This is a genomic window from Streptomyces sp. NPDC059009, assembly GCF_042740175.1.
Taxonomy (GTDB): domain Bacteria; phylum Actinomycetota; class Actinomycetes; order Streptomycetales; family Streptomycetaceae; genus Streptomyces.
The window spans coordinates 40,436-64,005 of sequence record NZ_JBHYJB010000051.1 but is presented as its reverse complement, the minus strand read 5'-3'; the positions used below and the strand labels follow the sequence as shown (position 1 = coordinate 64,005).

The 23,570-nt window shown below is 74.3% G+C and carries 20 protein-coding genes and 1 pseudogene; 11 read left to right on the top strand and 10 right to left on the bottom strand.

The window, feature by feature from the left end; translation table 11 throughout:
• Positions 1-10: 10 nt before the first annotated feature.
• The 5 genes from ACFWYM_RS38195 to ACFWYM_RS38175 all read right to left on the bottom strand — a co-directional run bounded on the left by ACFWYM_RS38195 (position 11) and on the right by ACFWYM_RS38175 (position 5,758).
• Positions 11-676 (bottom strand): LuxR C-terminal-related transcriptional regulator, encoded by a 666-nt coding sequence (locus ACFWYM_RS38195; protein ID WP_384847901.1) that lies wholly within the window; start codon positions 674-676, stop codon positions 11-13.
• The gene (locus ACFWYM_RS38190; RefSeq protein WP_384847897.1) at positions 661-1,986 is read right to left on the bottom strand and encodes a sensor histidine kinase; all 1,326 of its coding nucleotides are present in this window, start codon (positions 1,984-1,986) and stop codon (positions 661-663) included. Before ACFWYM_RS38190 ends, ACFWYM_RS38195 begins: the two co-directional genes overlap by 16 nt.
• Positions 1,987-2,371: 385 nt before the next feature.
• Entirely contained in the window at positions 2,372-4,558 is a 2,187-nt protein-coding gene (locus tag ACFWYM_RS38185; RefSeq protein WP_384847894.1) for an MMPL family transporter, read from the bottom strand.
• Positions 4,559-4,653: 95 nt separating this feature from the next.
• Positions 4,654-5,067 carry a hypothetical protein gene (locus tag ACFWYM_RS38180; RefSeq protein ID WP_384847891.1) on the bottom strand — a complete coding sequence of 138 codons (414 nt, stop codon included), beginning with the start codon at positions 5,065-5,067 and terminating at the stop codon, positions 4,654-4,656.
• Between the two features lie 115 nt (positions 5,068-5,182).
• Complete coding sequence (locus ACFWYM_RS38175) at positions 5,183-5,758, bottom strand: TerD family protein (protein WP_384847888.1); 576 nt, start codon at positions 5,756-5,758, stop codon at positions 5,183-5,185.
• A gap of 193 nt (positions 5,759-5,951) precedes the next feature.
• On the opposite strand from ACFWYM_RS38175, the pseudogene ACFWYM_RS38170 reads away from it, so the two are divergent.
• The 3 genes and pseudogenes from ACFWYM_RS38170 to ACFWYM_RS38160 form a co-directional block, all read left to right on the top strand.
• Positions 5,952-6,350, top strand: a pseudogene (locus ACFWYM_RS38170) (BlaI/MecI/CopY family transcriptional regulator); the annotation flags it as partial.
• A 96-nt stretch (positions 6,351-6,446) separates the two neighbouring features.
• Entirely contained in the window at positions 6,447-7,385 is a 939-nt protein-coding gene (locus tag ACFWYM_RS38165; protein WP_384847885.1) for a M56 family metallopeptidase, read from the top strand.
• 348 nt (positions 7,386-7,733) lie between these two features.
• On the top strand, positions 7,734-8,414 hold the full coding sequence (locus tag ACFWYM_RS38160) for a transcriptional regulator (protein WP_384847882.1): 681 nt from the start codon (positions 7,734-7,736) through the stop codon (positions 8,412-8,414).
• A gap of 35 nt (positions 8,415-8,449) precedes the next feature.
• On the opposite strand, the gene ACFWYM_RS38155 is transcribed toward ACFWYM_RS38160, so the two are convergent.
• Positions 8,450-9,124, bottom strand: a complete 675-nt coding sequence (locus tag ACFWYM_RS38155) for a TetR/AcrR family transcriptional regulator C-terminal domain-containing protein (protein ID WP_384847879.1) — start codon at positions 9,122-9,124, stop codon at positions 8,450-8,452.
• 123 nt (positions 9,125-9,247) lie between these two features.
• Here ACFWYM_RS38155 and ACFWYM_RS38150 point away from each other — a divergent pair, with 123 nt between their 5' ends.
• Positions 9,248-10,702, top strand: a complete 1,455-nt coding sequence (locus tag ACFWYM_RS38150; protein WP_384847876.1) for an APC family permease — start codon at positions 9,248-9,250, stop codon at positions 10,700-10,702.
• A complete protein-coding gene (locus ACFWYM_RS38145) occupies positions 10,699-12,390 on the top strand; it encodes an amidohydrolase (protein ID WP_384847873.1) in 1,692 nt (563 codons plus the stop codon). The genes ACFWYM_RS38150 and ACFWYM_RS38145 overlap by 4 nt, the downstream gene beginning before the upstream one ends.
• A gap of 6 nt (positions 12,391-12,396) precedes the next feature.
• Here the strand turns inward: ACFWYM_RS38145 and ACFWYM_RS38140 are convergent, their stop codons facing one another.
• Positions 12,397-13,083, bottom strand: coding sequence for a 4'-phosphopantetheinyl transferase (locus tag ACFWYM_RS38140; protein ID WP_384847940.1), 687 nt, complete (start codon positions 13,081-13,083; stop codon positions 12,397-12,399).
• A gap of 113 nt (positions 13,084-13,196) precedes the next feature.
• On the opposite strand from ACFWYM_RS38140, the gene ACFWYM_RS38135 reads away from it, so the two are divergent.
• From ACFWYM_RS38135 to ACFWYM_RS38120, 4 genes are all read left to right on the top strand, one after another.
• The gene (locus tag ACFWYM_RS38135) at positions 13,197-13,823 is read left to right on the top strand and encodes a YigZ family protein (protein ID WP_384847870.1); all 627 of its coding nucleotides are present in this window, start codon (positions 13,197-13,199) and stop codon (positions 13,821-13,823) included.
• Positions 13,824-13,922: 99 nt separating this feature from the next.
• The gene (locus ACFWYM_RS38130; protein ID WP_384847867.1) at positions 13,923-14,525 is read left to right on the top strand and encodes a hypothetical protein; all 603 of its coding nucleotides are present in this window, start codon (positions 13,923-13,925) and stop codon (positions 14,523-14,525) included.
• A 108-nt stretch (positions 14,526-14,633) separates the two neighbouring features.
• Complete coding sequence (locus ACFWYM_RS38125; protein WP_384847864.1) at positions 14,634-15,797, top strand: exonuclease SbcCD subunit D; 1,164 nt, start codon at positions 14,634-14,636, stop codon at positions 15,795-15,797.
• Positions 15,794-19,162 carry an AAA family ATPase gene (locus tag ACFWYM_RS38120; RefSeq protein WP_384847861.1) on the top strand — a complete coding sequence of 1,123 codons (3,369 nt, stop codon included), beginning with the start codon at positions 15,794-15,796 and terminating at the stop codon, positions 19,160-19,162. The genes ACFWYM_RS38125 and ACFWYM_RS38120 overlap by 4 nt, the downstream gene beginning before the upstream one ends.
• Positions 19,163-19,182: 20 nt before the next feature.
• Here the strand turns inward: ACFWYM_RS38120 and ACFWYM_RS38115 are convergent, their stop codons facing one another.
• Complete coding sequence (locus ACFWYM_RS38115; RefSeq protein ID WP_384847858.1) at positions 19,183-19,629, bottom strand: Lrp/AsnC family transcriptional regulator; 447 nt, start codon at positions 19,627-19,629, stop codon at positions 19,183-19,185.
• Between the two features lie 131 nt (positions 19,630-19,760).
• Between ACFWYM_RS38115 and ACFWYM_RS38110 the strand changes: the two genes are divergently transcribed.
• Both ACFWYM_RS38110 and ACFWYM_RS38105 read left to right on the top strand, forming a co-directional pair.
• Positions 19,761-20,252 carry a rhodanese-like domain-containing protein gene (locus ACFWYM_RS38110; RefSeq protein ID WP_384847937.1) on the top strand — a complete coding sequence of 164 codons (492 nt, stop codon included), beginning with the start codon at positions 19,761-19,763 and terminating at the stop codon, positions 20,250-20,252.
• Positions 20,253-20,348: 96 nt separating this feature from the next.
• Positions 20,349-21,194, top strand: a complete 846-nt coding sequence (locus ACFWYM_RS38105; protein ID WP_384847855.1) for an SDR family oxidoreductase — start codon at positions 20,349-20,351, stop codon at positions 21,192-21,194.
• Between the two features lie 12 nt (positions 21,195-21,206).
• Here the strand turns inward: ACFWYM_RS38105 and ACFWYM_RS38100 are convergent, their stop codons facing one another.
• Together ACFWYM_RS38100 and ACFWYM_RS38095 are read right to left on the bottom strand one after the other, a co-directional pair.
• Positions 21,207-22,910, bottom strand: a complete 1,704-nt coding sequence (locus ACFWYM_RS38100) for a DUF885 domain-containing protein (RefSeq protein ID WP_384847852.1) — start codon at positions 22,908-22,910, stop codon at positions 21,207-21,209.
• A gap of 135 nt (positions 22,911-23,045) precedes the next feature.
• Complete coding sequence (locus ACFWYM_RS38095; protein ID WP_384847849.1) at positions 23,046-23,543, bottom strand: Lrp/AsnC family transcriptional regulator; 498 nt, start codon at positions 23,541-23,543, stop codon at positions 23,046-23,048.
• Between the last annotated feature and the right edge of the window lie 27 nt (positions 23,544-23,570).

The following is a 23,570-nucleotide window of genomic DNA, read 5'->3' as shown; positions in this document are numbered from 1 at the left end:
CGCCTCGGGGTCAGTCCGCGTCGTCCCGCGACTCGGCCCCGAGGTAGGTCAGCACCGCCCGCACCCGGCGGTTGGTGTCGTCGTCGGCGGCGATGCCGAGCTTGGCGAAGATCGTCGTCGTGTACTTGCTGATGGCGCCCTCGCTGAGGAAGAGGCGGGCCGCGATCGCCGCGTTCGACAGGCCCTCGGCCATCAGCGCGAGCACCGAGCGCTCCCGCTCGGTGAGCGCGGCGAGCGGGTCGGCCCGCAGGGGGCGGCCGAGGAGCTTCGCGACGACCGTCGGGTCGAGCGCCGTGCCGCCCGCGGCGACGCGGTTCAGTGCGTCCAGGAACTGGCCCGCGTCCAGGACCCGGTCCTTGAGCTGGTAGCCGACGCCGCCGTGCCCGTCGGCGAGCAGCTCGCGTGCGTACAGCTGCTCCACGTGCTGCGAAAGGATCAGCACCGGCAGGCCCGGGATCTCCCGGCGGGCGGCGAGCGCGGCCTGAAGTCCCTCGTCGGAGAAGGTCGGTGGCAGCCGGACGTCCACGATCGCCACGTCCGGCCGCTCGCCGAGCAGCGCCGCCAGCGTGGCCGGGCCGGTGTCGACCGCGGCGACCACCGTGTGCCCGAGCGACTCGACGAGACGGACCATCCCGTCGCGCAGCAGGAACAGATCTTCGGCTACGACAACGCGCACGGCACCGCCACGAGGATGTGAGTGGGTCCCCCGGAGGGGCTGTTGATCTCGACGCGGCCGCCGAACGCCGCCATCCGGCGCTCGATCCCGCGCAGCCCCGAACCCGCCGACGCGGCGGCGCCCCCGACCCCGTCGTCGGTCACGCTCGCGGTCAGCGTCCGCTGCGCGTAGCCGAGTTCGACCGTCACGTGCGTGGCCGCGGCGTGCTTGACCACGTTCGCGAGGAGCTCCGCGACGGCGAAGTAGACCGCCGACTCGACCGGGCGCTCGGGGCGCGAGGGCACCGTGCTGCGCACGTCGACCTCGACGGGGCCGTCGAGCGCCAGGGCCCGCACGGCGTCCACCAGGCCGCGCTCGGCGAGCACCGGCGGGTTGATGCCGCGGACCAGGGAGCGCAGCTCGGCGAGGGCGGTGGCGGAGGTGGCGCGGGCCTCGGCGAGGATCGCCTTCGCGGCCGCGGGATCGGTGTCGATGAGCTGCTCGGCGGCGCCCACCGACATCCCCATGGCGAGCATCCGGGCCTGTGCCCCGTCGTGCAAGTCCCGCTCGATGCGCTCCAGTTCGGCCGCCTGCGTCTGGGTCAGGTCGACGCGCACGGCCTCCAGCTTCTCGACGCGCAGGCCGAGCCGCAGCCTGGGGACCGGGCCGAGGAAGCGCCGCGCCACGGGCCCGAGGATCCGCCACGCGAACGGGGCGGCGGCGAGCCCCGCGACGATCATCCCGACCCCGTATGCGAGGAGCCCCGGCCGCGAGGTCAGATACCCGCCGACCCCGAGCCCGACCAGGGGCAGCGCCGCGACCGGAAGGACGGTCACCCCGGCGACCGCGCACCACACCCCGTCCCAGTGCAGCTGCGGATCGCGGAAGCGGGCGTCGTGCCGGGCCCTGCGGCGGGCCTCCCGCTCGGACTTGTGGTACTCGCGGCCGTCCCACCAGTGGCCCGTGGCCATGCGGAGCACGGGCGCGACGGGCCGGTAGGTCACCTCGACCTCGGCGCCGAGCCAGCGCCGGGCGCGGCGGCGCGCGGCCTGCGCGAAGGTCTGGCTGGTCACCATGTGCACGATCCACACGGCCGCGGCGACCCAGACGAACACCACGAGCGCCTCGCCGAGCGTCACCAGGATCCGGACGGGGAGGGCCGCGTTGAGCCCCTCGGTCCAGGACGAGGCGAGCCCGGCCCCGAGGAGGCCCACGGCCAGGGCGACCACCGGCATGAGAACGGTGAGCCCGGTCAGCACCAGCGACCGGTAGATCCCACGCACGACCTCGACCCACCAGCGCGGTGGACCGCCTCCAGCGGGCAGCCTCATCCGTCTGATCCTTTCGCCACGGCGCCATTCTGCCAGCCGAAGTCCGACGGACCCGGCCACTGATGTCGACGGTAGGAAGGACCGGCCCGCCCCGGTATCCGGCTATGCCCCGGGAAGGGTGGGCCTGGCCCCACCGAGGGCCGGCGAGGGCCGGGGCCGTACGGGCGGGCCCTCGGCGTATGGCGCACGGGGCGGGTGCGTGCGGCGAGATCGGCCGGGGCCCGCTGCGGGCCATGGCGGGGGACGGGCGGGTGGCGGACGGTCACTCGGGGCTGCCGTCGGCGCCAGGCGCCAGGCACCAGTCGTCAGGCACCAGGCGCGTGGCCGCAACGAGGCCGTGGTCGAGCACTCCCCGCCCCCGCTGCCGTGGCCAATCCTGGGCCCGCTACCCGGGCAGCCGCGGTGAATCCTGGGCCGACGGGTCCTGCTCCTGGCCCTGGCCGGGCACGGAGCCGGCCGCCGACGCCACGGCGGCCGGCTCCGCCGCCCGGTCCCCGTGCCCCGGCCACCACGCCGCGTGTCCGATGAGCGCGGTGAGGCTCGGGGTGAAGAACATCGCCATGATGAACGCGGCGATCGCGATGCCGAAGGAGACGGCGAAGCCCATCTCCGTGAGCAGCGAGTTGCCCGCCAGCATCATCGTGGCGAAGGTCGCCGCCAGGATGAAGCCCGCCGCGGCCACGGTCGGACCGGCGTGCCGCAGCGCCATCCCGGCCGCCTCACGCGGCTCACGGCCCTCCCTGGCCTCCTCGCGCAGCCGGGCGATCATGAGGATGTTGTAGTCCGTGCCGATCGCGACCACGAAGAGATACATGATCACCGGGAGCATGAACATCAGGCCCGAATGCCCCTGCGCCTTCTGGAAGATCAGCACGGTGGCGCCGAGGGTGGCCCCGAAGCCGAGGCCCACCGACGCCATCAGATACCAGGGCGCGACGATGCTGCGCAGCAGCAGCCCCAGGATCACCATGATCAGGAAGGCGGCGACGGGGAAGACGGTCTTGTAGTCGTGGGAGACCGCTGTGTCGATGTCCTTGAAGATCGCGGACATGCCGCCGACGACGGCCTCGGTGTTCTCCGGCGCGCTCGCGTGCGCGACGTCGCGCACCTCGGCCACGGTGTCGATGGCCTGGTCCGTCGACGCCTCGTACTTGAGCGTGACGGTGAAGTCCGCCGTCGTGCCCGGCTTGTTGACGAGGGACATCCGCGCGGAGGCGACGCCGTCGACGGCGGCGAGCTTCTTCTCGTACGCGGGGAAGGCGGACTTGTCGAGGGGCTTGCCGTCGACGCTGGAGACATAGACGTCGGTGGGGGCGGCGGCGCCCGCCGAGTACGCCGTCTTCATCTCCTCCTGGACGACCATCGACTCCTTCGTCTTGGGCATGGAGCCCGACGCCAGGTCGAACGTGGCCTGGTAGCCGAACAGGCCGAGCGAGAGTGCGACCAGGACGAGCCCGGAGAGCCCGGCGGCCAGGGCGGGCCGGCGCTGCACGCCACGGCCGAGCGCGGCGAAGCGGGCGCCCTCCGGCTCCTGCTGCCAGGACTTGGAGGGCCAGAAGACCTTCGGGCCGATGAGGGAGACCACGGCCGGTATCAGGGTCAGGCCCGCGAGCAGCGTGGCGCCGACCGCGATGGCGAGCGCCGGGCCCATCTGCCGCAGGAAGCCGAGCGTGGAGAGGACCAGCGCGAGGAAGGCGATGATGACCGCTCCGGCCGCGGAGGCGATGGCCTCGCCGACCCGCCCCACCGCGTTGATCATCGCCTGTTTCGGTTCGTCGCCCGCGCGCAGACATTCCCGGTAGCGGAACATCAGGAAGAGGAAGTAGTCCGTGCCGACGCCGAACAGCACGACGATGAGGATCGATGAGATCGAGCTGTTCGCCTCCAGGTTGAAGAGCTTCGTCGCGTACGCGATCAGACCGCCCGCGATGGCGGAGACGAGGCCGATGAGCACCAGGGGGAGCACGGCGAGGATCGGCGCCCGGAAGATGATGAGCAGCGTCACCAGGATGATGGCGAACGTGCCGATGCCGATCAGTGCCTCGCCGCGCTTGGACGAGTCCTGCTGGTCGAGCGCCTGCGCGGCGGGGCCGCCGAGCTTGGCCTCGAGGTCGGTGCCCCGCGTCAGCTTCTTGACGTCCGCGCGCAACACCTCGGCGGCGTCGGCCTGTTCGGGCTGACCGGTCGTCTTGTCGTTCATCTGGACGAGGGTCATCGTGTACTTGCCGTCGTCGGACGGCTTTCCGGGGACGACCTTCTGCACCTGGTCGATCTTCTTCTTGCCCAGCTCGGCGGTGATGCGCGCGACGTCCTTCTTGTCGGCGGCGGTCAGCCGACCGCCGTCGGTGCGCTGGTACAGCGCGGTCGCGGACGGGGTGAAGGAGCTGGGGAACGCCTTGTCCTGGATGTCCGCCGCTTTGATGGACTCGTAGCTCTTGGGCAGGAAACTGCTCTCGTCGCTGTTCGAGGGGAGGCCGGGTGCGGTGGCGACGATGGCCGCCGCCGCGATCAGCCACGCCACGATCGTCCACACCGGATGCCGGACGACAGCGGTCCCAATCCGTCGGAACATGCGGAAGGCTCCTCCTGGTTGTCTGGGCCAGTCATTGTTCCGAGTGCCGCCGGTGAAGTGAACTCATGCCGGGCAAAGGAGAGTTGGGCGGTCCCTCAGGCGCTCTTGGGGAAGGCGGCGCGTGCTCCGGCTCCCCGGGCGAGGCAGGTGCCGTACACGAGAGCCAGTGCGGAGAGCCCCTGCATCACGGCGAACCAGGCGGGGCAGACGCCCGGGATCAGATCGACGGCGACGATCGCGGCGGGCAGGACGGCGGTGAGGGTGCGCAGCCGCTCGTAGGACCGGCGTGAGCCCTGGGAGGCGCTGACGGCCATCCGGTGCAGCGGCCAGGAGACCGCGAGCAGCAGGACCGACCGGATCCACATGAAGGGGGTCCCCGGGTCACCGAGGGCCGCGAGCGCGGCGACCGTGCCGAGGACGATGGCGCTGATGACGCCGTAGAGCGCGACGCTCTTCTTAAGGCTGTCGAAGACCTCGACAGCCTGGGCGGCTTCTGCCGTCTGTTCCATGACCTGACTCTTCCGATTCGTCGTGATCTCGACGCTACGGAGGGCAGGGGAGGCGCGGTATGGGCCTGGACGTACGGAGGGGTGGGCCCAGGCCCACCCCTCCCTCACGTTCTGCTCAGACGTTGACGCCGAAGTCCGAGGCGATGCCGCGCAGGCCGCTGGCGTAGCCCTGGCCGACCGCGCGGAACTTCCACTCCGCGCCGTGGCGGTAGAGCTCGCCGAAGACCATCGCGGTCTCCGTCGAGGCGTCCTCGGACAGGTCGTAGCGGGCGATCTCCGTGCCGTTCGCCTGGTTCACGACGCGGATGAAGGCGTTGCGGACCTGGCCGAAGCTCTGGCCGCGGGCCTCCGCATCATGGATGGAGACCGGGAAGACGATCTTCGCGATGTCGGCGGGGACGCCGGCGAGGTCCACCTTGACGGACTCGTCGTCGCCCTCGCCCTCACCAGTGAGGTTGTCGCCGGTGTGCTCGACCGAGCCGTCCGGGCTCTTCAGGTTGTTGTAGAACACGAAGTGCTGGTCGGAGACGACCTTGCCGTTCTCGCCGCACAGCAGCGCGCTGGCGTCCAGGTCGTAGTCCGTGCCCGTCGTCGTCCGTACGTCCCAGCCGAGGCCGATCAGCACGGCGGTGAGGCCCGGGGCCTCCTTGCTGAGCGAGACGTTGCCGCCCTTGGCGAGGGAAACTCCCACGGTGTCCTCCAGATGTTGGCTTGCCGGTTGGTGACTTGTGAGGGTCGCCGTAAAATCTACAGGAGTGTAGAAGAGCGGCGGTCGCCGCGTCCTCGTTTACGATATGGCGCCCCGCGTGGCGCCGGAACGGTGCCGGAGCGAGGGGCGCGCGGCACACCGGGCCGCGCGGCACGACAGTGGGAGGAACGCGGCGATGGCGCAGGGACGAGCGGAGCGGACGTCGGGTCCGCGGCGCCGTGCGCAGGGCGAGTTGGAGGCGCAGGTCCTCGCCGCCCTGGCCGAGGCGCGCGGCCCCGTGGGTGCGGCCTGGGTGCAGGAGCGCGTGGGCGGCGACCTCGCGTACACGACCGTGATGACCATCCTGACCCGCCTGCTGGCGAAGGGCGTGGTCACGCGGGAGCGCGCGGGCCGCTCCTTCGCCTGGTCGACGGCGGCCGGTGAGGCGGGTCTCGCCGCCTTCCGGATGCGCAAGGTGCTCGACGGGGAGCGCGACCGGGAGGCCGTGCTCGCCAGCTTCGTGACGACGCTCACACCGGACGACGAACAACTCCTACGGGACCTCCTCGGCGACGCGGACACGGAGGCGGACGGGGGCCCGGAGGTGGACGGGGGCCCGAAGGCGGGCGGCGAGACGGACGCGGGGGCGCCGGACTCGCCGGACCGGGCCGCGGAGGAGGACTGACGCGGCGTGGGGGTCTTCGTCTTCCTGCCCTTGGTGCTGCCGCTCACCGCGTGGCCCGTCGCCCGGCTCGCCGCGCAGCATCTGCACCCGCGCGCCGCGACGCGCCTGCTGACGGCGGTCGCCGGGCTCATGGCGGTGTGCAGCACCGTGTGCCTGGCCCTCCTGATGGTGGTCGGCACGGCCCAACTCCCGGGAAATCCACTGCCGGACGGCTGGTCGGACCCGCAGGTGCGCGCCGCGCTCCCGTACGACGAGGTGGCCGGACGGGCCGCGATCCCCGTGCTGCTCGCGGTCGCCGTGGCCACCGTGCGCACGCTGCTGCACCACCGTCGCGTACGCCGCCGGGCGCACCGTGCGCTGCGCGGCCTGCCCGGCGCCCCGGTGGCCGTCCTCGCCGACCCGGCGCCGTACGCCTACGCCCTGCCCGGCGGCGCGGGGGAGCGGGACCGGATCGTGGTGAGCCGAGGGCTCCTCGACCGGCTCCGACCTTCCGAGCGCCGCGCCCTGTTCGCGCACGAACGCGCCCACCTGTCGGCACGCCACCACCGCTACCTCCTGGTGACGCGGCTCGCCGCCGGGGCCAACCCGTTCCTGCGGCCGCTGCGGACCGCCGTCTCCTACACGACGGAGCGGTGGGCCGACGAGGAGGCGGCCCGTGTGGTGCGCGACCGTCCGTCCGTGGCCCGCGCGATCGGCAAGGCGGCACTGCTCACGCGGTCGACGCCCGCGCCCGCCCTGGCGAACCTAGCCGCCACCGGCCCGGTGCCGCGCCGGGTCGCCGCGCTGCTCGCCCCACCCCCGCTCGCCCGCACCCGCCCGGCCCCGTTCACCACGGCGAGCCTCGCGCTGTGGTGCGCGGGCTTCGGCACCACGGTCTCCGCGGCGTCGTCGGCGAGTGCGACGGTCACGTTGGTCGGGGTGCTGCGTGCGGCCACCGCGTTGTGAGGGCGGGGGTGCTGTGGGCAGGGGGCGGGTGTAGGGGGCCTCGCGCTGTGGTGCGCGGGTTCGGTGCCCGGTCTCGGCCGCCGTGTCGTCGGCGAGTGCGACGGTCACGTTGGTCGGGGTGCTGCGTGCGGCCACCGCGTTGTGCGGGCGGGGGTGCTGTGACCAGGCGGTCGCGGTGAGCGCGGAGGGGATCGCGGTGGGTGCGGGGCCGTGACGGGCGGCGGGCCGTGTTGTGGGGCGCCCGGCGCCAGGGCACCGTGGACCGTGGCAGCGCGGCCGGGGTGACGGATCCGGTGCCGCGGGAGCGCACGCGGGGCCGCCGGGCGGCCCGACGAGAGGGTGGCGGCGATGACGCGCACAGCATCGGAACTCGTGGCGGAGACGGTCGCCGACCTCGCCCCGGACCCGGCCGCGAACCCCCTCGTCCCCCGGATCGCCGACGGCACCGCGGACCGCGCCGCCGTCACCGCGCTCGCCCTCGAACAGTGGCAGGTCATCCCCGCCGACCGCCGCTCCTTCGAGCACCTGGCCGCGCGTTCCACGGGCGCCGACGCCGAGTGCGCCGCCTTCTTCGCCACCCTCGCCGAGGGCGAGAGCCTCGCTCACGAACGTCTCGGCCCGCTCCTCGCGGCCTGCGGCACGAGCACGAAGGAAGCCCTGGCCTACGAGCCGATGGCGGGCTGCCAGGCGTACCCCGCGTATGTCTCCTGGCTCGCCCTGAACGCCGAGCCGGCCGACGTGATCCTCGCCCTCACCGCCAACTTCTCGGCGTGGGGCGGCTATTGCGCCACGATCGCGACGGCCCTGCGCACCCACTACGGCTTCGCGGACGAGGGGTGCGCCTTCTTCGACTTCTTCGCCGCGCCCGCGCCGGACCTCGACCGGCAGGCGCTCGCCGCCGTCGGGGCGGGCCTGGAGCGCGGCCGGGTCACGCGGGCGGCGGCGCGGCGCCACGGGCGGCTCCTCCAGGCGTACGAGGAGATGTTCTGGGAGACACTGGCGGACCCGGAGTCTTCGAAGGGGCGCTGAGGGCCCCCTGAAGGGTCGGCGAGAGGCCCGCCAGGTCACTGAGGCGGCGTCAGGTACCGCTCCAGAGCGGTGAGTTGGTCCTCCAGGCCGCGTACGAGCGCGTCCAGACCGCAGTCGAAGGCCCGGTCGGCGCGCGCCGCCTTCGAGCCTTCGAGGGCGTCGGCGAGGACCGGCACCCGCTCCGCCTGTCCCGCCGTGTCGATCATGATCGGGGGCGCCACGAGGTCGAGTGCCGAGCCGAGCAGGAAGGACTCCACGCAGGTCAGGACCGACACGAGCCGCTCCCTCGGCCAGCCCCCGCGGGCCAGCGCGGACACGACGGCCTCGTACATGGTGAGCGTGGCCGGGGAGCTGATCGTCGTCGTCGCGAGCAGCTCTATCGCGTGCGGGTGGCGCGCGAAGGCGTCCCGGTACGAACGCGCCCAGGACCGCAGGGCGTCGGGCCACGGCAGCGCGCCGAACGCCGCGACGTCCATCTCCTCCACGACCAGGCGTCGCACCCCCTCGATGACGGCGGCGCGGCCGTCGAGGTGGTTGTAGAGCGAGGCGGTCTTCACACCGAGCCGGGCCGCGAGCCGGGGCAGGCTGAAGGCGTCCGCGCCCTCCTCGTCGATCAGGGCGAGCGCCTCGCGCGCGATCAGCTCCGCGCCGAGCACGGGCGTGCGGGGCCTGCCGGGCCCCGCGCCGTCGGATGCGGCCGTGCTGCTCATGGCGTCGTCAACTCCCTTGCCCCGATGCGCTCTTCCCCGTGGCCTGCTGCGCACAGTACGGTCTCGCCAGCCCGGACTAAAGGGTTTAGTTTTTCCGGAGCCCGGCGACTCGGGAGTACGGGGGTGGCGGTGCACAGGAGTACGGGCGCGGCGGCAGGGCTGCGCCACGGCGCCATCGGCGTCGGCGACCTGGTCTTCTTCGTCGTGGCCGCCGCCGCTCCGCTCACCGTCATGGCGGGCGTGGCCCCGGTCTCCATCGGCATGGCGGGCCGCGCCGCACCGCTCGGCTATCTCGTCTCGGGCCTGCTGCTCATCGTGTTCGCGGCCGGATTCACCGCGATGAGCCGGTTCGTGCGCAACGCGGGCGCGTTCTACGCCTACGTCGGCCGCGGCCTCGGCCGCCCCACCGGCGCGGGCGCCGCGTATGTCGCGCTCTTCTCCTACAACGCGATCGAGACGGGTCTGCTCGTCGCCTTCGGCTGGTTCACCGAGTCCGGGTTCGCGGACCTGACGGGCGCCCAAGTGCCGTGGTGGGTCTGGTCGGTGGGCGGGCTTGCCGCGATCGGGGTGCTCGGCTACCTCGAGGTGACGCTCAGCGCGAAGGTGCTCGGTGTCGCGCTGTTCCTCGAAGTGCTCGTGCTGCTCGTCTTCGAGGCGGGGGTGTTCGCGCACGGCGGCGGGCCGCAGGGGCTCGACGCGGGCGCGCTGTCGCCCGGCCGCCTCGGGGACGCGGGCGTGGGCGGCATGTTCGTGCTCGCCATCGGCGCCTTCGTCGGCTTCGAGGCGACCGCGATCTACGCCGAGGAGGCCAGGGAGCCCGCGCGCACGGTGCCGCGCGCCACCTGCGTCGCCGTGGCCTTCCTCGCGCTCTTCTACACCTTCACCGTGTGGATGATCATCAACGCGTACGGGGGCGGGCGCGCCCAGGCGGTCGCCGAGGCCGACGGCGGCGCCGACATGGTCTTCGGCGCCACCGAACGCTTCGCGGGAGCGTGGGCGGCCGACGCCATGCACGTACTGATCATCACGAGCGCCTTCGCGGCGACGCTCGCCTTCCACAACGGCGCCGCCCGGTACTTCTACGCGCTCGGCCGCGAGGGCCTGCTGCCGCGCCGCCTCGGCACCGTGACGGCGCGCACCCGGGCGCCCGCCGCCGCGGTCCTCGTCCAGAGCTGCCTGGCCCTGGCGGTGGTGGCCGTGACGGTGGTGAGCGGCGTGGACCCGTACGACGTCACGTTCCTGTGGAGCAACGGCGCGGGCATCCTCGGCGTGATGCTGCTCCAGGCGCTCGCCGCGCTCGCCGTGTACGGGTTCTTCCGGCACGACCGGCGCGGACTCCCCGCCTGGCGGGTGCGGGTCGCGCCGCTCGTCGCCTGCGCGGGCCTGGTGGTCCTCATCGGCCTGGTCTGCGCCGACCTCGGCCTGCTGACCGGGGCCTCGGGGGCCGTCAACGCCGCGCTCCTCGCCCCGCTGCCGGTCCTGTTCGCGCTGGGGGCGGCCCGCGCCGTGCGCATCCGGCGGCGCGACCTCGGGGCCTACGAGAAGCTGACGACCGTCGAGACGGAGCACGCAGGATGAGCGATTCGGAGAGTTCCGAGAATTCGGAGAGTTCGGAGAGTTCGGTGCATGCGGCCATGGAGGCCCGTACGGAGACGTGGGTCTTCCTCGGGGCGGTCCGCACCGGAACCGCCCGCTACGGAGACACCACCGCGCTCGCCGTCCGCGACGGCCGGGTCCTCGCCCTCGGGGAGGAGGCGCGCGCCCTCTCCGAAGAGGCCGATCACGTTGTGGAGTTGGGCGACGGACTGCTGATGGCAGCCTTCGGAGACGGCCACGCGCACCCTCTCTTCGGTGGCCTGGAGAGCTTCGGACCGCGCATCAAGGAAGCGGCGTCCGTCGAAGCCGTCGTCTCCGAAGTGGGGCGGTGGGCCCGCGAACACCCCGACGCCGAGTGGGTCGTGGGGGCCTCGTACGACCCGGCGCTTGCGCCCGGCGGGGCGTTCGACGCGCGGTGGCTGGACGCCGTCGTACCGGACCGGCCCGTGGTGCTGCGCGCCCACGACTACCACACCGTCTGGTGCAACTCCGAGGCGCTGCGCAGGGCCGGGGTGAGCGGGGCGACACGGGATCCGCGTGTGGGGTGGATCGAGCGCCGCGCGGACGGCTCCCCGCTCGGCACCCTGCGCGAGTGGCACGCCTGCGACCTCGTCCTCGACCAGGTGCCCGCCCGCTCCGAGGACCAGCTCGTCGAGGCGCTACGAAGAGCGGGCGCCGCCTACGCGCGCGCGGGACTCACCTGGGTCCAGGACGCGTGGGTCGAGCCCGACATGGTGCCCGCCTACCTCGCCGCCGCCCGCGACGGCGCCCTCACCCTCCGCGTCGACCTGGCCCAGCGCGCCGACCCCGACCGCTGGCGCGAGCAGCTGGAGCCCTTCACGCAGACGCGGCGCCGCGTCACACAGGAGGGCGGCCCGCTGCTGTCCGCCCGCACCGTGAAGTACTTCAGCGACGGCGTCATCGAAGGCGGCACGGCCGCGCTGCTCAGCCCCTACGAGGACGCCCCGCACAGCTGCGGCATGCCCGTGTGGGAGCCGGACGCGCTCGCCGAAGCGGTGCGGGCCTTCGACGCGGCGGGCTTCCAGACCCACGTCCACGCCATCGGGGACGCGGGGGTGCGGGCGGCGCTCGACGCCGTGGAGTCGGCGGTCCGCGCGGGCCCCGCCTGGGACCGGCGCCCTGTCATCACCCACGTCCAGCTCGTCGACCCCGCCGACCTGCCCCGCTTCGCCGCCCTCGGCGTCATCGCCAACTTCGAGCCCCTGTGGGCCCAGCTCGACCCCCTCCAGACCGAGCTCTCCGTCCCGCGGATCGGCGCCGCACGGGCCGCCCTCCAGTATCCGATGGGCGACCTCGCGCGGGACGGCGTGCGGCTCTCCTTCGGCAGCGACTGGCCGGTGAGCTCGCACGTGCCCCTGGAGGGCATCCAAGTCGCGGTCACCCGGCGGACGTTCGAGGGCGAACCGGAAGCGGGCTGGACCCCGCACCAGCGCCTCACCATGGAGCAGGCCCTGACCGCGGCGACCAGCGGCGTCGCCCACCAGGCGGGCGCCGACGACCGCACGGGGCTCGCGCCGGGCGCCCCAGCGGACCTGGTCCGGCTCTCCGCCGACCCACGGGCCGTGGACCCGATGGCGGTGCGGGACGTGCGGGTGCTGGGGACGTGGCTGGCGGGCCGGGTGACGTACGCGGGCCAGACGGCGCCGTGACGTGCCTCAGGCGGCGGGCGCGGCGGGCGCGGCGGGCGTCGCGGGCAGGACGATGGCCGTGACGGCGATCCCGTCCCGCACCAGCCACCGGCCCGGGAACGAGGCGATCTCCCGCCCCGCCACCACGGGCCCCGGCACCAGGAGCCGCGCCGTGAAGGTGCCGTCGGGGCCGAAGGTGAGATGCGCCTCGTCGAAGTCGAGCCACTGCCGGGTCAGCGGGAACCACGTCTTGTAGACCGACTCCTTGGCGCTGAACAGGAGCCGGTCCCAGGGCACCTCCGGTTGCTCGGCGGCCAGGGCGGCGAGAGCGGCGCGCTCCTCGTCGTCCGCCACGAGACGCAGCACATCGGGGTCGGAGATCGGCTCCGCGGGCTCCGCGTCGATCCCGAGGGAGACCACTTCGGAGGTGCGGGCCACGACCGCGGCGCGGTAGCCGGTGCAGTGCGTCATGCTGCCGGCGACGCCCTCCGGCCAGCCCGGCGCGCCCCGCTCGCCCGGCAGGATCGCCGCGGCGGCCACGCCGATGCGGGCCAGGGCGGTGCGGGCGCAGTGCCGGACGGTGATGAACTCGCCCCGCCGCTTGGCGACGGACTTCGCGATCACCTCGGCCTCGCCGGGGAACAGGTCCGCGCCCGGGATGTCGGCACGGGTCTCCACGACGGTGACGGGCGTCCCCGCGAGGAGCGAACCCAATATGTCGACCGCTCCGGGGACTTGAGCTGCGTACTTCGAAGGAGACGTCACGACCGACAACGCTACCCGGGGCGCCGGACCTGCGGTCCCGGGGGAGCGCATACGCTGGCGGGATGCAGGACGAGTACCGCACAGTGGCCCGCGAGGGCGTGCACGAGACCGAGATCAACCGCTCGCGCTTCCTGTGCGCGCTCGCGCCCGCGGCCACCGAGGCGGAGGCCCAGGACTTCATCGCACGGATCCGCAAGGAGCACCCGACCGCGACGCACAACTGCTTCGCGTACGTCATCGGGGCCGACGCCGCGGTGCAGAAGGCCAGTGACGACGGGGAGCCCGGGGGCACGGCGGGCGTGCCCATGCTGCAGATGCTGCTGCGCCGCGAGATGCGCTACGTCGTCGCCGTCGTCACCCGCTACTACGGAGGGGTCAAGCTCGGCGCGGGCGGACTCATCCGCGCCTACGGAGGCGCGGTCGGCGAGGCCCTCGACACCCTCGGCACCCGCACCCGGCGCCGCTTCCGCCTCGCCACGGTCACCGTCGACCACCAGCGCGCGGGCAAGCTCCAGAACGACCTGCGCGCCACGGGCCGCGACGTCCGCGACGTCCGTTACGGCGAGGCGGTCACCCTGGAGATCGCCCTGCCCGACGCCGACGTCGAGTCCTTCCGCGGCTGGCTGGCGGACGCGACGGCGGGGACGGCGGGCCTTGAGCTCGGGGGAGAGGCGTACGGGGACGCTTAGCTGCCGCCCCACCGCGTCCGCGCACGACGGACTCCGAGTACGACGGCGTCCGAAAACCGCCAGCAGTCGCGTGCCGTCCCGCCGATGCTGGGACGCACCATGAATCACGACGCGCCCGGACTCCTCAGTGCCTCCGCCCCCGATCCCGCCCTCCCCTCGCCCCTGGTCGACCCCGACGACCTCGCCGGGCTCGGTGCGCTGCCGGAGCCCGTCCCGCACACCGCCCCCGAACTCGCCGCGCTGATCGGCCTGTTGACCCGGCCCCGCGCGCGGATCCGCACCGTGGCCGTCGGGCACAGCCGGGACGCGGCGTCCCGGGCGGCGGCCGAGGCGTTCGCGGCGGCGTGGGCGGCGAACGGCACCGGGGCGCGCGACCATGAGGAGGGCGGACCCGATGTGCTCGCCGTCGTCGACTGGCCCGAGCACGCCGCCTCCTGGCTCCGGCCCGCCCGGCGCCTCACCGCCCAGGAGCCCGACGCCTGGGTGATCGCCGCCGCGCCGCTCGGCTTCGCCCAGCTCGCCCGGCGCCTGCGCCGCAGCACCGACTGGGACCCGGCCCGCACCTACGCCTTCGCCGCCCTCGGCGACTCCCGCGTCCCCGCGCTCGCGGGCGCCCACACCCTGCACGGGCTGCGCGGCGCGAGCGCCGACGGGGGCACCTGGCACATCAACAGAGGGTGGGTGACGACAGGGGGCGGGTGACAACCGGCCGCGGGTGACAGCCGGTCGCGGGTGACGCAGCTCTCCCGAAGCGCCGGATACGGGAGTGCCCGCCCGTGATGTCCGACCCTGCCGTTAGTCTCGGGGATCATGAGGCTGCTGCACACTTCCGACTGGCATCTGGGCCGGGCGTTCCACCGGGTGAACATGCTCGGCGCCCAGGCCGAGTTCATCGGTCACCTCGTCGCCACGGTGCGTGAGCGCGAGGTGGACGCGGTGGTCGTGTCGGGGGACGTGTACGACAGGGCGGTGCCGCCGCTCGCCGCCGTCGAGCTGTTCGACGACGCCCTGCACCGGCTCGCCGAGCTCCAGGTGCCCACGGTCATGATCTCCGGCAACCACGACTCCGCGCGGCGGCTCGGCGTCGGCGCCGGGCTCATCGGCCGCGCCGGGATCCATCTGCGCACCGACCCGGCCGGGTGCGGCGAGCCCGTGGTGCTCGCGGACACGCACGGGGACGTGGCGTTCTACGGACTCCCGTATCTCGAACCGGCCCTGGTGAAGAGCGAGTTCGAGGTGAAGAAGGCGGGGCACGAGGCCGTGCTCGGCGCCGCCATGGAGCGGGTGCGGGCCGATCTCGCCGCGCGCGCCCCCGGCACCCGGTCCGTCGTCCTCGCGCACGCCTTCGTCGCGGGCGGCGAGGCCAGCGACAGCGAGCGCGACATCACGGTCGGCGGGGTCAGCGCGGTGCCCTCCGGAGTCTTCGACGGCGTCGACTACGTGGCGCTCGGGCATCTGCACGGCTGCCAGCGCGTCACCGAGCGCGTGCGCTACTCCGGCTCCCCGCTCGCGTACTCCTTCTCCGAGGCCGACCACCGCAAGAGCATGTGGCTCGTCGACCTGGACGGGGCCGGTGCGGTGACCGCCGAGCGGATCGACTGCCCGGTGCCGCGGCCGCTCGCCCGCATCAAGGGAGAGCTCGACCAGCTCCTGGACGACCCGGAGCTGACCGCCCACGAGGACGCGTGGGTGGAGGCCACCCTCACCGACCCGGTGCGCCCCGACGAGCCGATGGCGCGCCTCGCCGAGCGCTTCCCGCACTGCCTCAGCCTCCTCTTCGAGCCGCAGCGCGCCCCGGACGACCCGGACGTGTCGTACGCCCGGCGCCTGCAGGGCCGCGACGACCGGGAGATCGCCGAGGACTTCGTGACGCATGTGCGCCGCACCGGACCCGACACCCGCGAACAGGCCGTGCTCCAGGGCGCGTTCGACGCCGTGCGCGCCGACGACACCCTGCGCGAGGTGGCCCGATGAGGCTGCACCGGCTCACCGTCACCGCCTTCGGCCCCTTCGGCGGCACGGAGGACATCGACTTCGACGACCTCTCGGCCGCCGGGCTCTTTCTGCTGCACGGCCCGACCGGCGCCGGCAAGACCTCGGTCCTGGACGCCGTCTGCTACGCCCTGTACGGCTCCGTGCCCGGCACCCGCCAGCTCGGCGGTGGCCAGGGCGCCTCGCTGCGCAGCGACCACGCCGCGCCCGGTACGCGCACGGAGGTACGGCTCGAACTGACCGTCGCCGGACGCCACTTGGAGCTCACCCGGCAGCCCCCGTGGGCCCGCCCCAAGAAGCGCGGCACGGGGTTCACCACGGAGAAGGCGCAGAGCTGGCTGCGGGAGTACGAGCCCGCGGGGCCCGGCGGCGCGGCGGAGTGGAAGGACCTCAGCCGGTCCCACCAGGAGATCGGCGAGGAGGTCAGTCAGCTGCTCGGCATGAGCAAGGACCAGTTCTGCCAGGTCGTGCTCCTGCCTCAGGGAGACTTCGCGCGGTTCCTGCGCGCCGACGCGGAGGCCCGCGGCAAGCTCCTCGGGCGGCTCTTCGACACGCACCGCTTCGCCGCCGTCGAGCAGCACCTCGCCGAGCTGCGGCGCGCCGCCGAGGCCCGTGTCAAGGGCGGCGACGCGGAGCTCCTCACCGACGCGCACCGCATGCAGCAGGCCGCGGGCGAGGGGCCCGGCGGCGCCGAGCAGCCGCTGCCCGAGCTCGCGCCCGGCGACCCCGGGCTCGCGGACGCCGTCCTCACCTGGGCCGCCATCGCCCGCGCGGGCGCCCGCGAACGGTTCACGGTCGCGCACTGCGCGCTCGCCGCCGCCGAGTCCGCACAGCACACGGCGGAGCGCACCCTCGCCGACGTACGCCAACTCGACCAGCTGCAACAGCGGTTCGCCCGCGCGCAGGAGCGGGCCGCGCGGCTCGCCGAGGGTGCGGCCGACCACGAGCGGCTGACGGCCCGGATGGAGCGCGCCCGCAAGGCCGAGACGGTCGCGCCCGCGCTCGGACTGCGCGAGGCCACCGAGGCCGAGCACCGTGCCGCCGCGGCCGCCGAGCGGCACGCACGCGCCCAGCTCCCCGCCGCCTTCGCCGACGAGGGCGCGGCAGGGCTCGCCGCCGCCGCGCGCACCGCCGCCGAAGAGCTCGGCACGCTCGCCTCGGCCCGCCGCGCCGAACAGCGCCTGTCCGAACTCGCCGCCGAGCGCACCTCGTTGGACCAGCAGGAGCGGGCCGACGACGACCTCGCACAGGACGCCGCGGGCTGGCTCGCCGACTGGGAGCCGCGCCGCGCCGCGCTCCAGGAGCGCATCGACTCCGCACAGGAGGCCGCCGCCCGCGCCGAGCAGCTCTCCGCCCGACTGGAGTCGGCCGAGGCCCGGTTGGCGGCCGGGCACCGCCGCGACCGCCTCACCCGCGAGGCGGCGACGGCCCACGAGCGCGCGGTCACCACCCGCGAACGCACCACCGCCGCCCGCGACCGCTGGCTCGACCTCAAGGAACAGCGCCTGACCGGCATCGCGGCGGAGCTGGCCGCGGGCCTCACCCCCGGCGCCCCCTGCGCGGTCTGCGGCGCCACGGAACACCCCGCCCCCGCGCGGAAGGTGGCCGGACACGTCGACCGGGGCGCGGAGGAGGGCGCGCTCGCCGCGTACCAGCGTTCGGACGAGGAGCGTACGGAGGCGGAGCGGGCGCTCGGCGAGGTGCGGGAGTCGCTGGCGGCGGCGAAGGCGGCGGCGCTGGGGCCGGCGGCGAGGTCGGGTACGGGGTCGGGTGGCGGTTCGGCGGCCGCCGGCCCGGCGATGGGTTCGGGTGCCGCCGGGCGATCCATGGGGACGACGGCTGGGTCGGGTGCCGCTGGGCCGCCTGCGGGGGCGGCTGTTGGTTCGGGTGTTGTCGGGCCGTCCACGGGGGCGGCCGCCGACCCGGATGCCGCCCGCGGGACGACGGGTTCGGGCGACGGCTCGCCCGCCGGTGCTGACGCCACTTCAGCCACTGGCCCGACCACGGGCCCGGCCTCGGACCCACTCGCCACGGACCCCGCCTCGGACCCGCACGCCGCATCGGACACCGCGCCCTCCCCCGACCCCACCGTCGACGAACTCGCCCACTCCGTAGAGGTGTTGCGCCGGAGCCACGGAGAGGCGCGTCGCGTCGCCTCGGGGCTGCACGCCGCCCGGGAAGCCCTCGCGCAGGCCGAGCGGGAGCACGCCCACAGGCTGTCGGCGCAGCAGCAGGCCGCTCAGCGTGCCGCGTCGCGGGCCAGTCTGCGGGACGCGCTCGACCGTGAAGAGAGCGGCCTGGCCGAGGAGTTGACCCGCGCGCGGGGGGCCAGTGGGAGCGTCGCCGCGCGCGCCGCCCAGCTGGAGCGGCAGGCCGCGCTGCTCACCGAGGCCGCCGAGGCCGTGCGCACCGCCGCCGACACCGCGCAGCGCCTCAAGGACGCGGACGCGCGGCTCGCCGACGCCGCCTTCCGTGCCGGGTTCGACACGCCGTCGGCCGCCGCCGGCGCCCTCCTCGACGACGCCGCCCACCGCGAGCTCCAGCACCGCCTGGACGCCTGGCAGAGCGAGGCCGCGGCGGTGCGTTCCCTGCTCGCCGAGCCGGACGCCGCGGCCGCCGCCGAACTCCCGCCCGCCGACCCGCACTCCGCCCAGGCCACCGCCGCGGCCGCCGCCCACCGCGTGCGCACCGCGGCCTCCGCGCGCGACGCGGCGTCCCGTCGCTGCGCCGAGCTCGACCGGCTCTCGTCCCGCTCGGCCGCCGCCGCCCGCCGCCTCGCCCCGCTGCGCGCCGAGCACGACCGGATCGCGCGCCTCGCCGCGCTCACCGCGGGCACCTCGGCGGACAACGACCGCAAGATGCGCCTGGAGTCCTACGTCCTCGCGGCCCGGCTCGAACAGGTCGCGGCCGCCGCGACCGCCCGCCTGCGCCGCATGTCCTCGGGCCGCTACACCCTCGTGCACTCCGACGACCGGACCGGGCGCGGCCGCAGCGGCCTCGGCCTGCATGTGGTGGACGCGTGGACGGGCCGCGAGCGCGACACCGCGACGCTCTCCGGCGGCGAGACCTTCTTCGCCTCCCTCGCCCTCGCGCTCGGCCTCGCGGACGTGGTGACGGACGAGGCGGGCGGTGTCCGCCTCGACACGCTCTTCATCGACGAGGGCTTCGGCAGCCTCGACGACCAGACCCTCGACGAGGTCCTGGACGTCCTGGACTCCCTGCGCGAGCGCGACCGCAGCGTGGGCATCGTGAGCCACGTCGCGGACCTGCGGCGGCGCGTGCACGCGCAGTTGGAGGTCGTGAAGGGGCGGGCCGGGTCGTCGGTGCGGCAGCGGGGCGGGGCGTGAGCGGCCCCTGGCCCCGAAGGTCAGTGCCCCAGCGGACGCCGGGGCAGCGGTGAGGAGTAGACGACGCTCGTGGTCACGGACCCGAGCGCGCCGATCCGCCCCGAGACCTCCTCGAGGTGGTTCATGGAGCGCGCCGCAACCTTGATCACGAAGCAGTCGTCGCCGGTGACGTGGTGTGCCTCGAGGATCTCCGGCATCGCCTCGATGAGGTCGTGGAAGGGCTTGTAGTTGCCGTTCGGGTAGCGCAGCCGCACGAAGGCGAGGATGGGCAGGCCGAGCCGCTCCGGGTCGACCACGGCCGCGTACCCCTGGATCACGCCCGCCTCTTCCAGCCGCCGCACCCGCTCCGTGACGGCGCTCGGCGACATCGAGACGGCCCGGGCGAGCTCCGCGTAGCTGGCACGGCCCTCGCGCTGGAGGACATCGAGGATGCGCCAGTCGGTGGCGTCCGTGGAATAACCGGTCATGGCGGAGAGGAAACAGGGAAATCCCCGGCCGATCAAGAGGTACGCCGGGAATCGCGCCTTCCGGAGCCGACGGCACCGACCGTAGATTTTCTGCCATGAACACGCACATCAACACGGCGAACGCCCAGGTCATGGACACCGACCCCGCCACTCCCGTGGCCGAGAACCCGGTGCTGCGCGTGCCGCCCGCCTCCCCGGCCGCGGCCGCCGCCTACTTCGGCGCCAGCCTCGCCTTCCACGCCGACGTCTCGGACGTGGCCGCGGCGCTCGCCGCCGACGGGGACCCCGGCTTCGTCGTCGTCGACACCCGCTCCACCGAGTCCTGGGACCAGGGCCACGTCCCCGGCGCGCTGCACCTGCCGACCGCGCAGATCCCGCTCCAGGCCGAGCGCCTCCTCGACAAGTCCGTACCGGTCGTCACGTACTGCTGGGGCCCCGGCTGCAACGGCGCCACCCGCGCGGCCCTGGCCCTGGCCCAACTGGGCTTCCAGGTCAAGGAGATGCTCGGCGGCTTCGAGTACTGGGCCCGCGAGGGCTTCGCGTACGAGACCTGGGAGGGCCCGCACCAGCGCGAGGCGGACCCCCTGACGGCACCGGTCGGCGCGGACGACTGCGGCTGCTGAGGCGGGTGGGGCGCCGGAAGTGGGGCGGGGCGCCCACACGGACGCAGCGCCGAAATGGGTGGGGAATCGTCGTGGGATGAGGCACCATCAACTCCCATGCCTCACCTGCCCCCTCCCACCCCCGAAGCCCTCCGCCGCGACCCCCTCCCGCTGCGCGGCCGTACCGCCCTGGTGACCGGGGCCAGTCGGCGCGGAGGGATCGGGTACGCCGTGGCCCGGCGTCTGGCCGCCCACGGCGCGAGCGTCTATCTCCACCACCACATTCCGCACGACGCCGCCCTGCCCTGGGGCGCCGACGACCCGGCCGAGGTCGTCGCCGGGGTGCGGGAGGCGGCGGCGGACCCCGGGGCGCTCGTCTGTGCCGGGCCCGGGGATCTCACCGGGCCAGACGCCCCGGCCGCGTTGATCGACACCGCCGCCCGCGAGCTCGGCGGCCGCCTCGACGTGCTCGTCGCCAACCACGCCCTCAGCGGACGCGACGGTGACCTCGACGGCGTCGACGCCGCCATGCTGGACGCCCATTGGGCCACCGACACGCGGTCGGTGATCCTCCTCGTGCAGGCGTTCGCCCGGCGGCGCGCCGCTCTGCCGCCCCGTACGCCCGGCGGCCGCGTGATGCTGATGACGTCCGGGCAGGACATCGCGGGCGGCATGCCCGACGAGCTCGCGTACGCCCTCCAGAAGGGCGCCCTCGCATCGGTCACCAGGTCTCTCGCGACCACGCTCGCCGAGCACGCCGTCACGGTCAACGCCGTCAACCCCGGCCCCGTGGACACGGATTACCTCACCGGGGACGCCTATGCCGCCGTCGCGGACCGGTTCCCCGGCGGACGCTGGGGCATGCCCGACGACCCGGCCCGGCTCATCGCGTGGCTGGCCACGGACGAGGCGAGCTGGATCACCGGGCAGGTCATCGACTCCGAGGGCGGGTTCCGCCGTTGAGAGACGTCGCCCTCACAGCTGTGCGATCTCCTCCACCAGGTCGCCGAGCCCCAGCGAGCCCTGCGACAGCGCCGCCATGTGCCACGCCTTCAGGTCGAAGGCGTCCCCGTGGCGCGCGCGGGCCTTCTCACGGCCCGACAGCCAGGCCCGCTCGCCCAGTTTGTAGCCGATGGCCTGGCCCGGCATCGTGAGGTAGCGGATCATCTCGCTCTCCACGTAGTCCGCCGGGCGGCTGCAGTGCGCGCCGTAGAACTCCTGGGCCAGCTCGGGGGTCCAGCGCTCGCCGGGGTGGAACGGCGAGTCCGCGGGGATCGGCAGTTCCAGGTGCATGCCGATGTCGACGATGACCCGCAGGGCCCGCATCATCTGCGCGTCGAGGTAGCCGAGGCGGCGCTCCGCGTCGGTGAGGAAGCCCAGTTCGTCCATGAGCCGCTCCGCGTACAGCGCCCAGCCCTCCGCGTTGGCGCTGACGATGCCGACGGTCGCCTGGTAGCGGGAGAGGTCGGCCGCCTTGTGCACCCACTGGGCGAGCTGGAGGTGATGGCCCGGCACGCCCTCGTGGTACCAGGTGGAGACCAGGTCGTACACGGGGAAGCGGGTCGCGCCCATCGTGGGCAGCCAGGTGCGGCCGGGGCGGGAGAAGTCCTCCGAGGGCTCCGTGTAGTAGGGGGCAGCGGCGCCGCCCGGCGGGGCGATCCGGGACTCCACCTTCCGTACCCGCTCGGCGAGTTCGAAGTGCGTGCCGTCGAGCGCCGCGATCGCCTCGTCCATCAGCTCCTGGAGCCAGACCCGGGTCTCCTCGACGCCCTCGACGTGCGTGCCGTGCTCGTCGAGATGGGCGAGCGCCACCCACGGTGTGGCCGCGCCGGGCAGGATCCGCTCGGCCTCGACGCGCATCTCGGCGAGCAGCCGGTGGTACTCGGCCCAGCCGTACGCGTACGCCTCGTCGAGGTCCAGGTCGGCGCCGTTGAAGTGGCGGGAGAGGCGGGCGTAGCGCTCGCGGCCCACCGTGTCGGGGGCGCCCTCGACGGTGGGCGCGTACACGTCCCGCATCCAGTCGCGCAGGGCCACCACGGCGGCGGTGGCGGCCTGCGCGGCCGCGTCCAGCTCCGCCCGCAGGGGGTCCGGGCCCGCCGCCGCGAACTCCTCGAACCAGGGCGCCTCCCCGGCCTCGCCCGCCCACTCCGTGAGCTGCCCGATGAAGGTCGCCGTCGGCCGCGGCGGACCGTACAGCTTCCGTTCGAGGCCGAGGGCGAGCGAGGCGCGGTAGCCCTCGAAGGCGGCGGGCAGGGCGCGCAGGCGCTCCGCGACGACCGCCCAGTCCGCGGCCGTCTCGGTCGGCGTCAGCGTGAAGATCTCCCGCAGCGCGTGCGGCATCGTGTGGAGGTTGCCGACGGCGCGCAGCCCTTCGTCCGTCTCGTGCAGGGCGAGTTCGGCGGTGAGCCGCTCGCGCAGGAGCCGGGCGCAGCGGCGCTCGATGTCGCTGTCGGCGCCGGGCCGCGCCTCCGCCTCGTCGAGCCGCCGCAGCGTCGCGCGGGCGAGCTCGGCGAGCGCCTCCTGGCCTGCGGGCGAGGTGTCGGGGAGGCTGCCGTGGCTCTCCTTGACGCCGAGATAGGTGCCGGTGATCGGGTCGAGGGCGATGAGCTCGTCGACGTACGCGTCGGCGACGGCGCGGGGGAGCGGCGAGTGGGCGCTGGAGGTCGTGGTCTCGGACATGCGGCCATCCTCGTACGGAGGGCTGACGTCCGCCATCAAGATTGTCCGGCCCGGCCCGGCCCGGCCCGGCCCTGACACGAACGCGCACCGCGCCCCCCGGACTCACCCCGGACTCACCCCGGACTCACCCCGGACTCACCCCGGGCTCGCCCCCGCTCCCGCCCCTGGCGGCAACAGCGGACCGCACTCCCACTGCTGGAAGATCAACCGGGTCTCGACGCGCGCCACTTCGCCCCGCGCCGTGAACTCGTCCAGGACGAGCCGCTGCAGATCGGCCGTGTCGGCGACCGCCACGTGCACCAAGTAGTCGTCGGGGCCGGTCAGATGGAAGATCGAGCGGGACTCGGGGAGCGCTCTGATCCGCTCGACGAACGGGCCGACCAGCTCGCGACGGTGCGGCCGCACCTGCACCGAAAGGAGCGCTTCCAGGCCACGCCCGAGCCGCGCCGGGTCCAGGCGCAGCTGGTGGCCCAGGATCACGCCCGAGCGGCGCAGCCGTGACACGCGGTCCAGGCAGGTGGAGGGGGCGACGCCGACCTGCGCCGCGAGGTCGCGGTAGGTGGTCCGGGCGTCGTTCTGCAGCAGGCGAAGGATGTGGAGATCCACCGGGTCCAGTGCGACAGATTCGGCCATCTTCCGAACGTAGCACGGTAGTTGAAC

Excerpts from the sequence above, each read along its gene's own strand:
- ACFWYM_RS38110 (WP_384847937.1), top strand. The coding sequence starts at position 19,761 with ATGGACACCGACCCCGCCACTCCCGTGGCCGAGAACCCGGTGCTGCGC.
- ACFWYM_RS38095 (WP_384847849.1), bottom strand. The coding sequence starts at position 23,543 with ATGGCCGAATCTGTCGCACTGGACCCGGTGGATCTCCACATCCTTCGC.
- ACFWYM_RS38135 (WP_384847870.1), top strand. The coding sequence starts at position 13,197 with ATGCAGGACGAGTACCGCACAGTGGCCCGCGAGGGCGTGCACGAGACC.
- ACFWYM_RS38190 (WP_384847897.1), bottom strand. The coding sequence starts at position 1,986 with ATGAGGCTGCCCGCTGGAGGCGGTCCACCGCGCTGGTGGGTCGAGGTC.
- ACFWYM_RS38115 (WP_384847858.1), bottom strand. The coding sequence starts at position 19,629 with ATGACCGGTTATTCCACGGACGCCACCGACTGGCGCATCCTCGATGTC.
- ACFWYM_RS38130 (WP_384847867.1), top strand. The coding sequence starts at position 13,923 with ATGAATCACGACGCGCCCGGACTCCTCAGTGCCTCCGCCCCCGATCCC.
- ACFWYM_RS38145 (WP_384847873.1), top strand. The coding sequence starts at position 10,699 with ATGAGCGATTCGGAGAGTTCCGAGAATTCGGAGAGTTCGGAGAGTTCG.
- ACFWYM_RS38125 (WP_384847864.1), top strand. The coding sequence starts at position 14,634 with ATGAGGCTGCTGCACACTTCCGACTGGCATCTGGGCCGGGCGTTCCAC.
- ACFWYM_RS38100 (WP_384847852.1), bottom strand. The coding sequence starts at position 22,910 with ATGTCCGAGACCACGACCTCCAGCGCCCACTCGCCGCTCCCCCGCGCC.
- ACFWYM_RS38160 (WP_384847882.1), top strand. The coding sequence starts at position 7,734 with ATGACGCGCACAGCATCGGAACTCGTGGCGGAGACGGTCGCCGACCTC.
- ACFWYM_RS38180 (WP_384847891.1), bottom strand. The coding sequence starts at position 5,067 with ATGGAACAGACGGCAGAAGCCGCCCAGGCTGTCGAGGTCTTCGACAGC.
- ACFWYM_RS38120 (WP_384847861.1), top strand. The coding sequence starts at position 15,794 with ATGAGGCTGCACCGGCTCACCGTCACCGCCTTCGGCCCCTTCGGCGGC.
- ACFWYM_RS38105 (WP_384847855.1), top strand. The coding sequence starts at position 20,349 with ATGCCTCACCTGCCCCCTCCCACCCCCGAAGCCCTCCGCCGCGACCCC.
- ACFWYM_RS38155 (WP_384847879.1), bottom strand. The coding sequence starts at position 9,124 with ATGAGCAGCACGGCCGCATCCGACGGCGCGGGGCCCGGCAGGCCCCGC.
- ACFWYM_RS38185 (WP_384847894.1), bottom strand. The coding sequence starts at position 4,558 with ATGTTCCGACGGATTGGGACCGCTGTCGTCCGGCATCCGGTGTGGACG.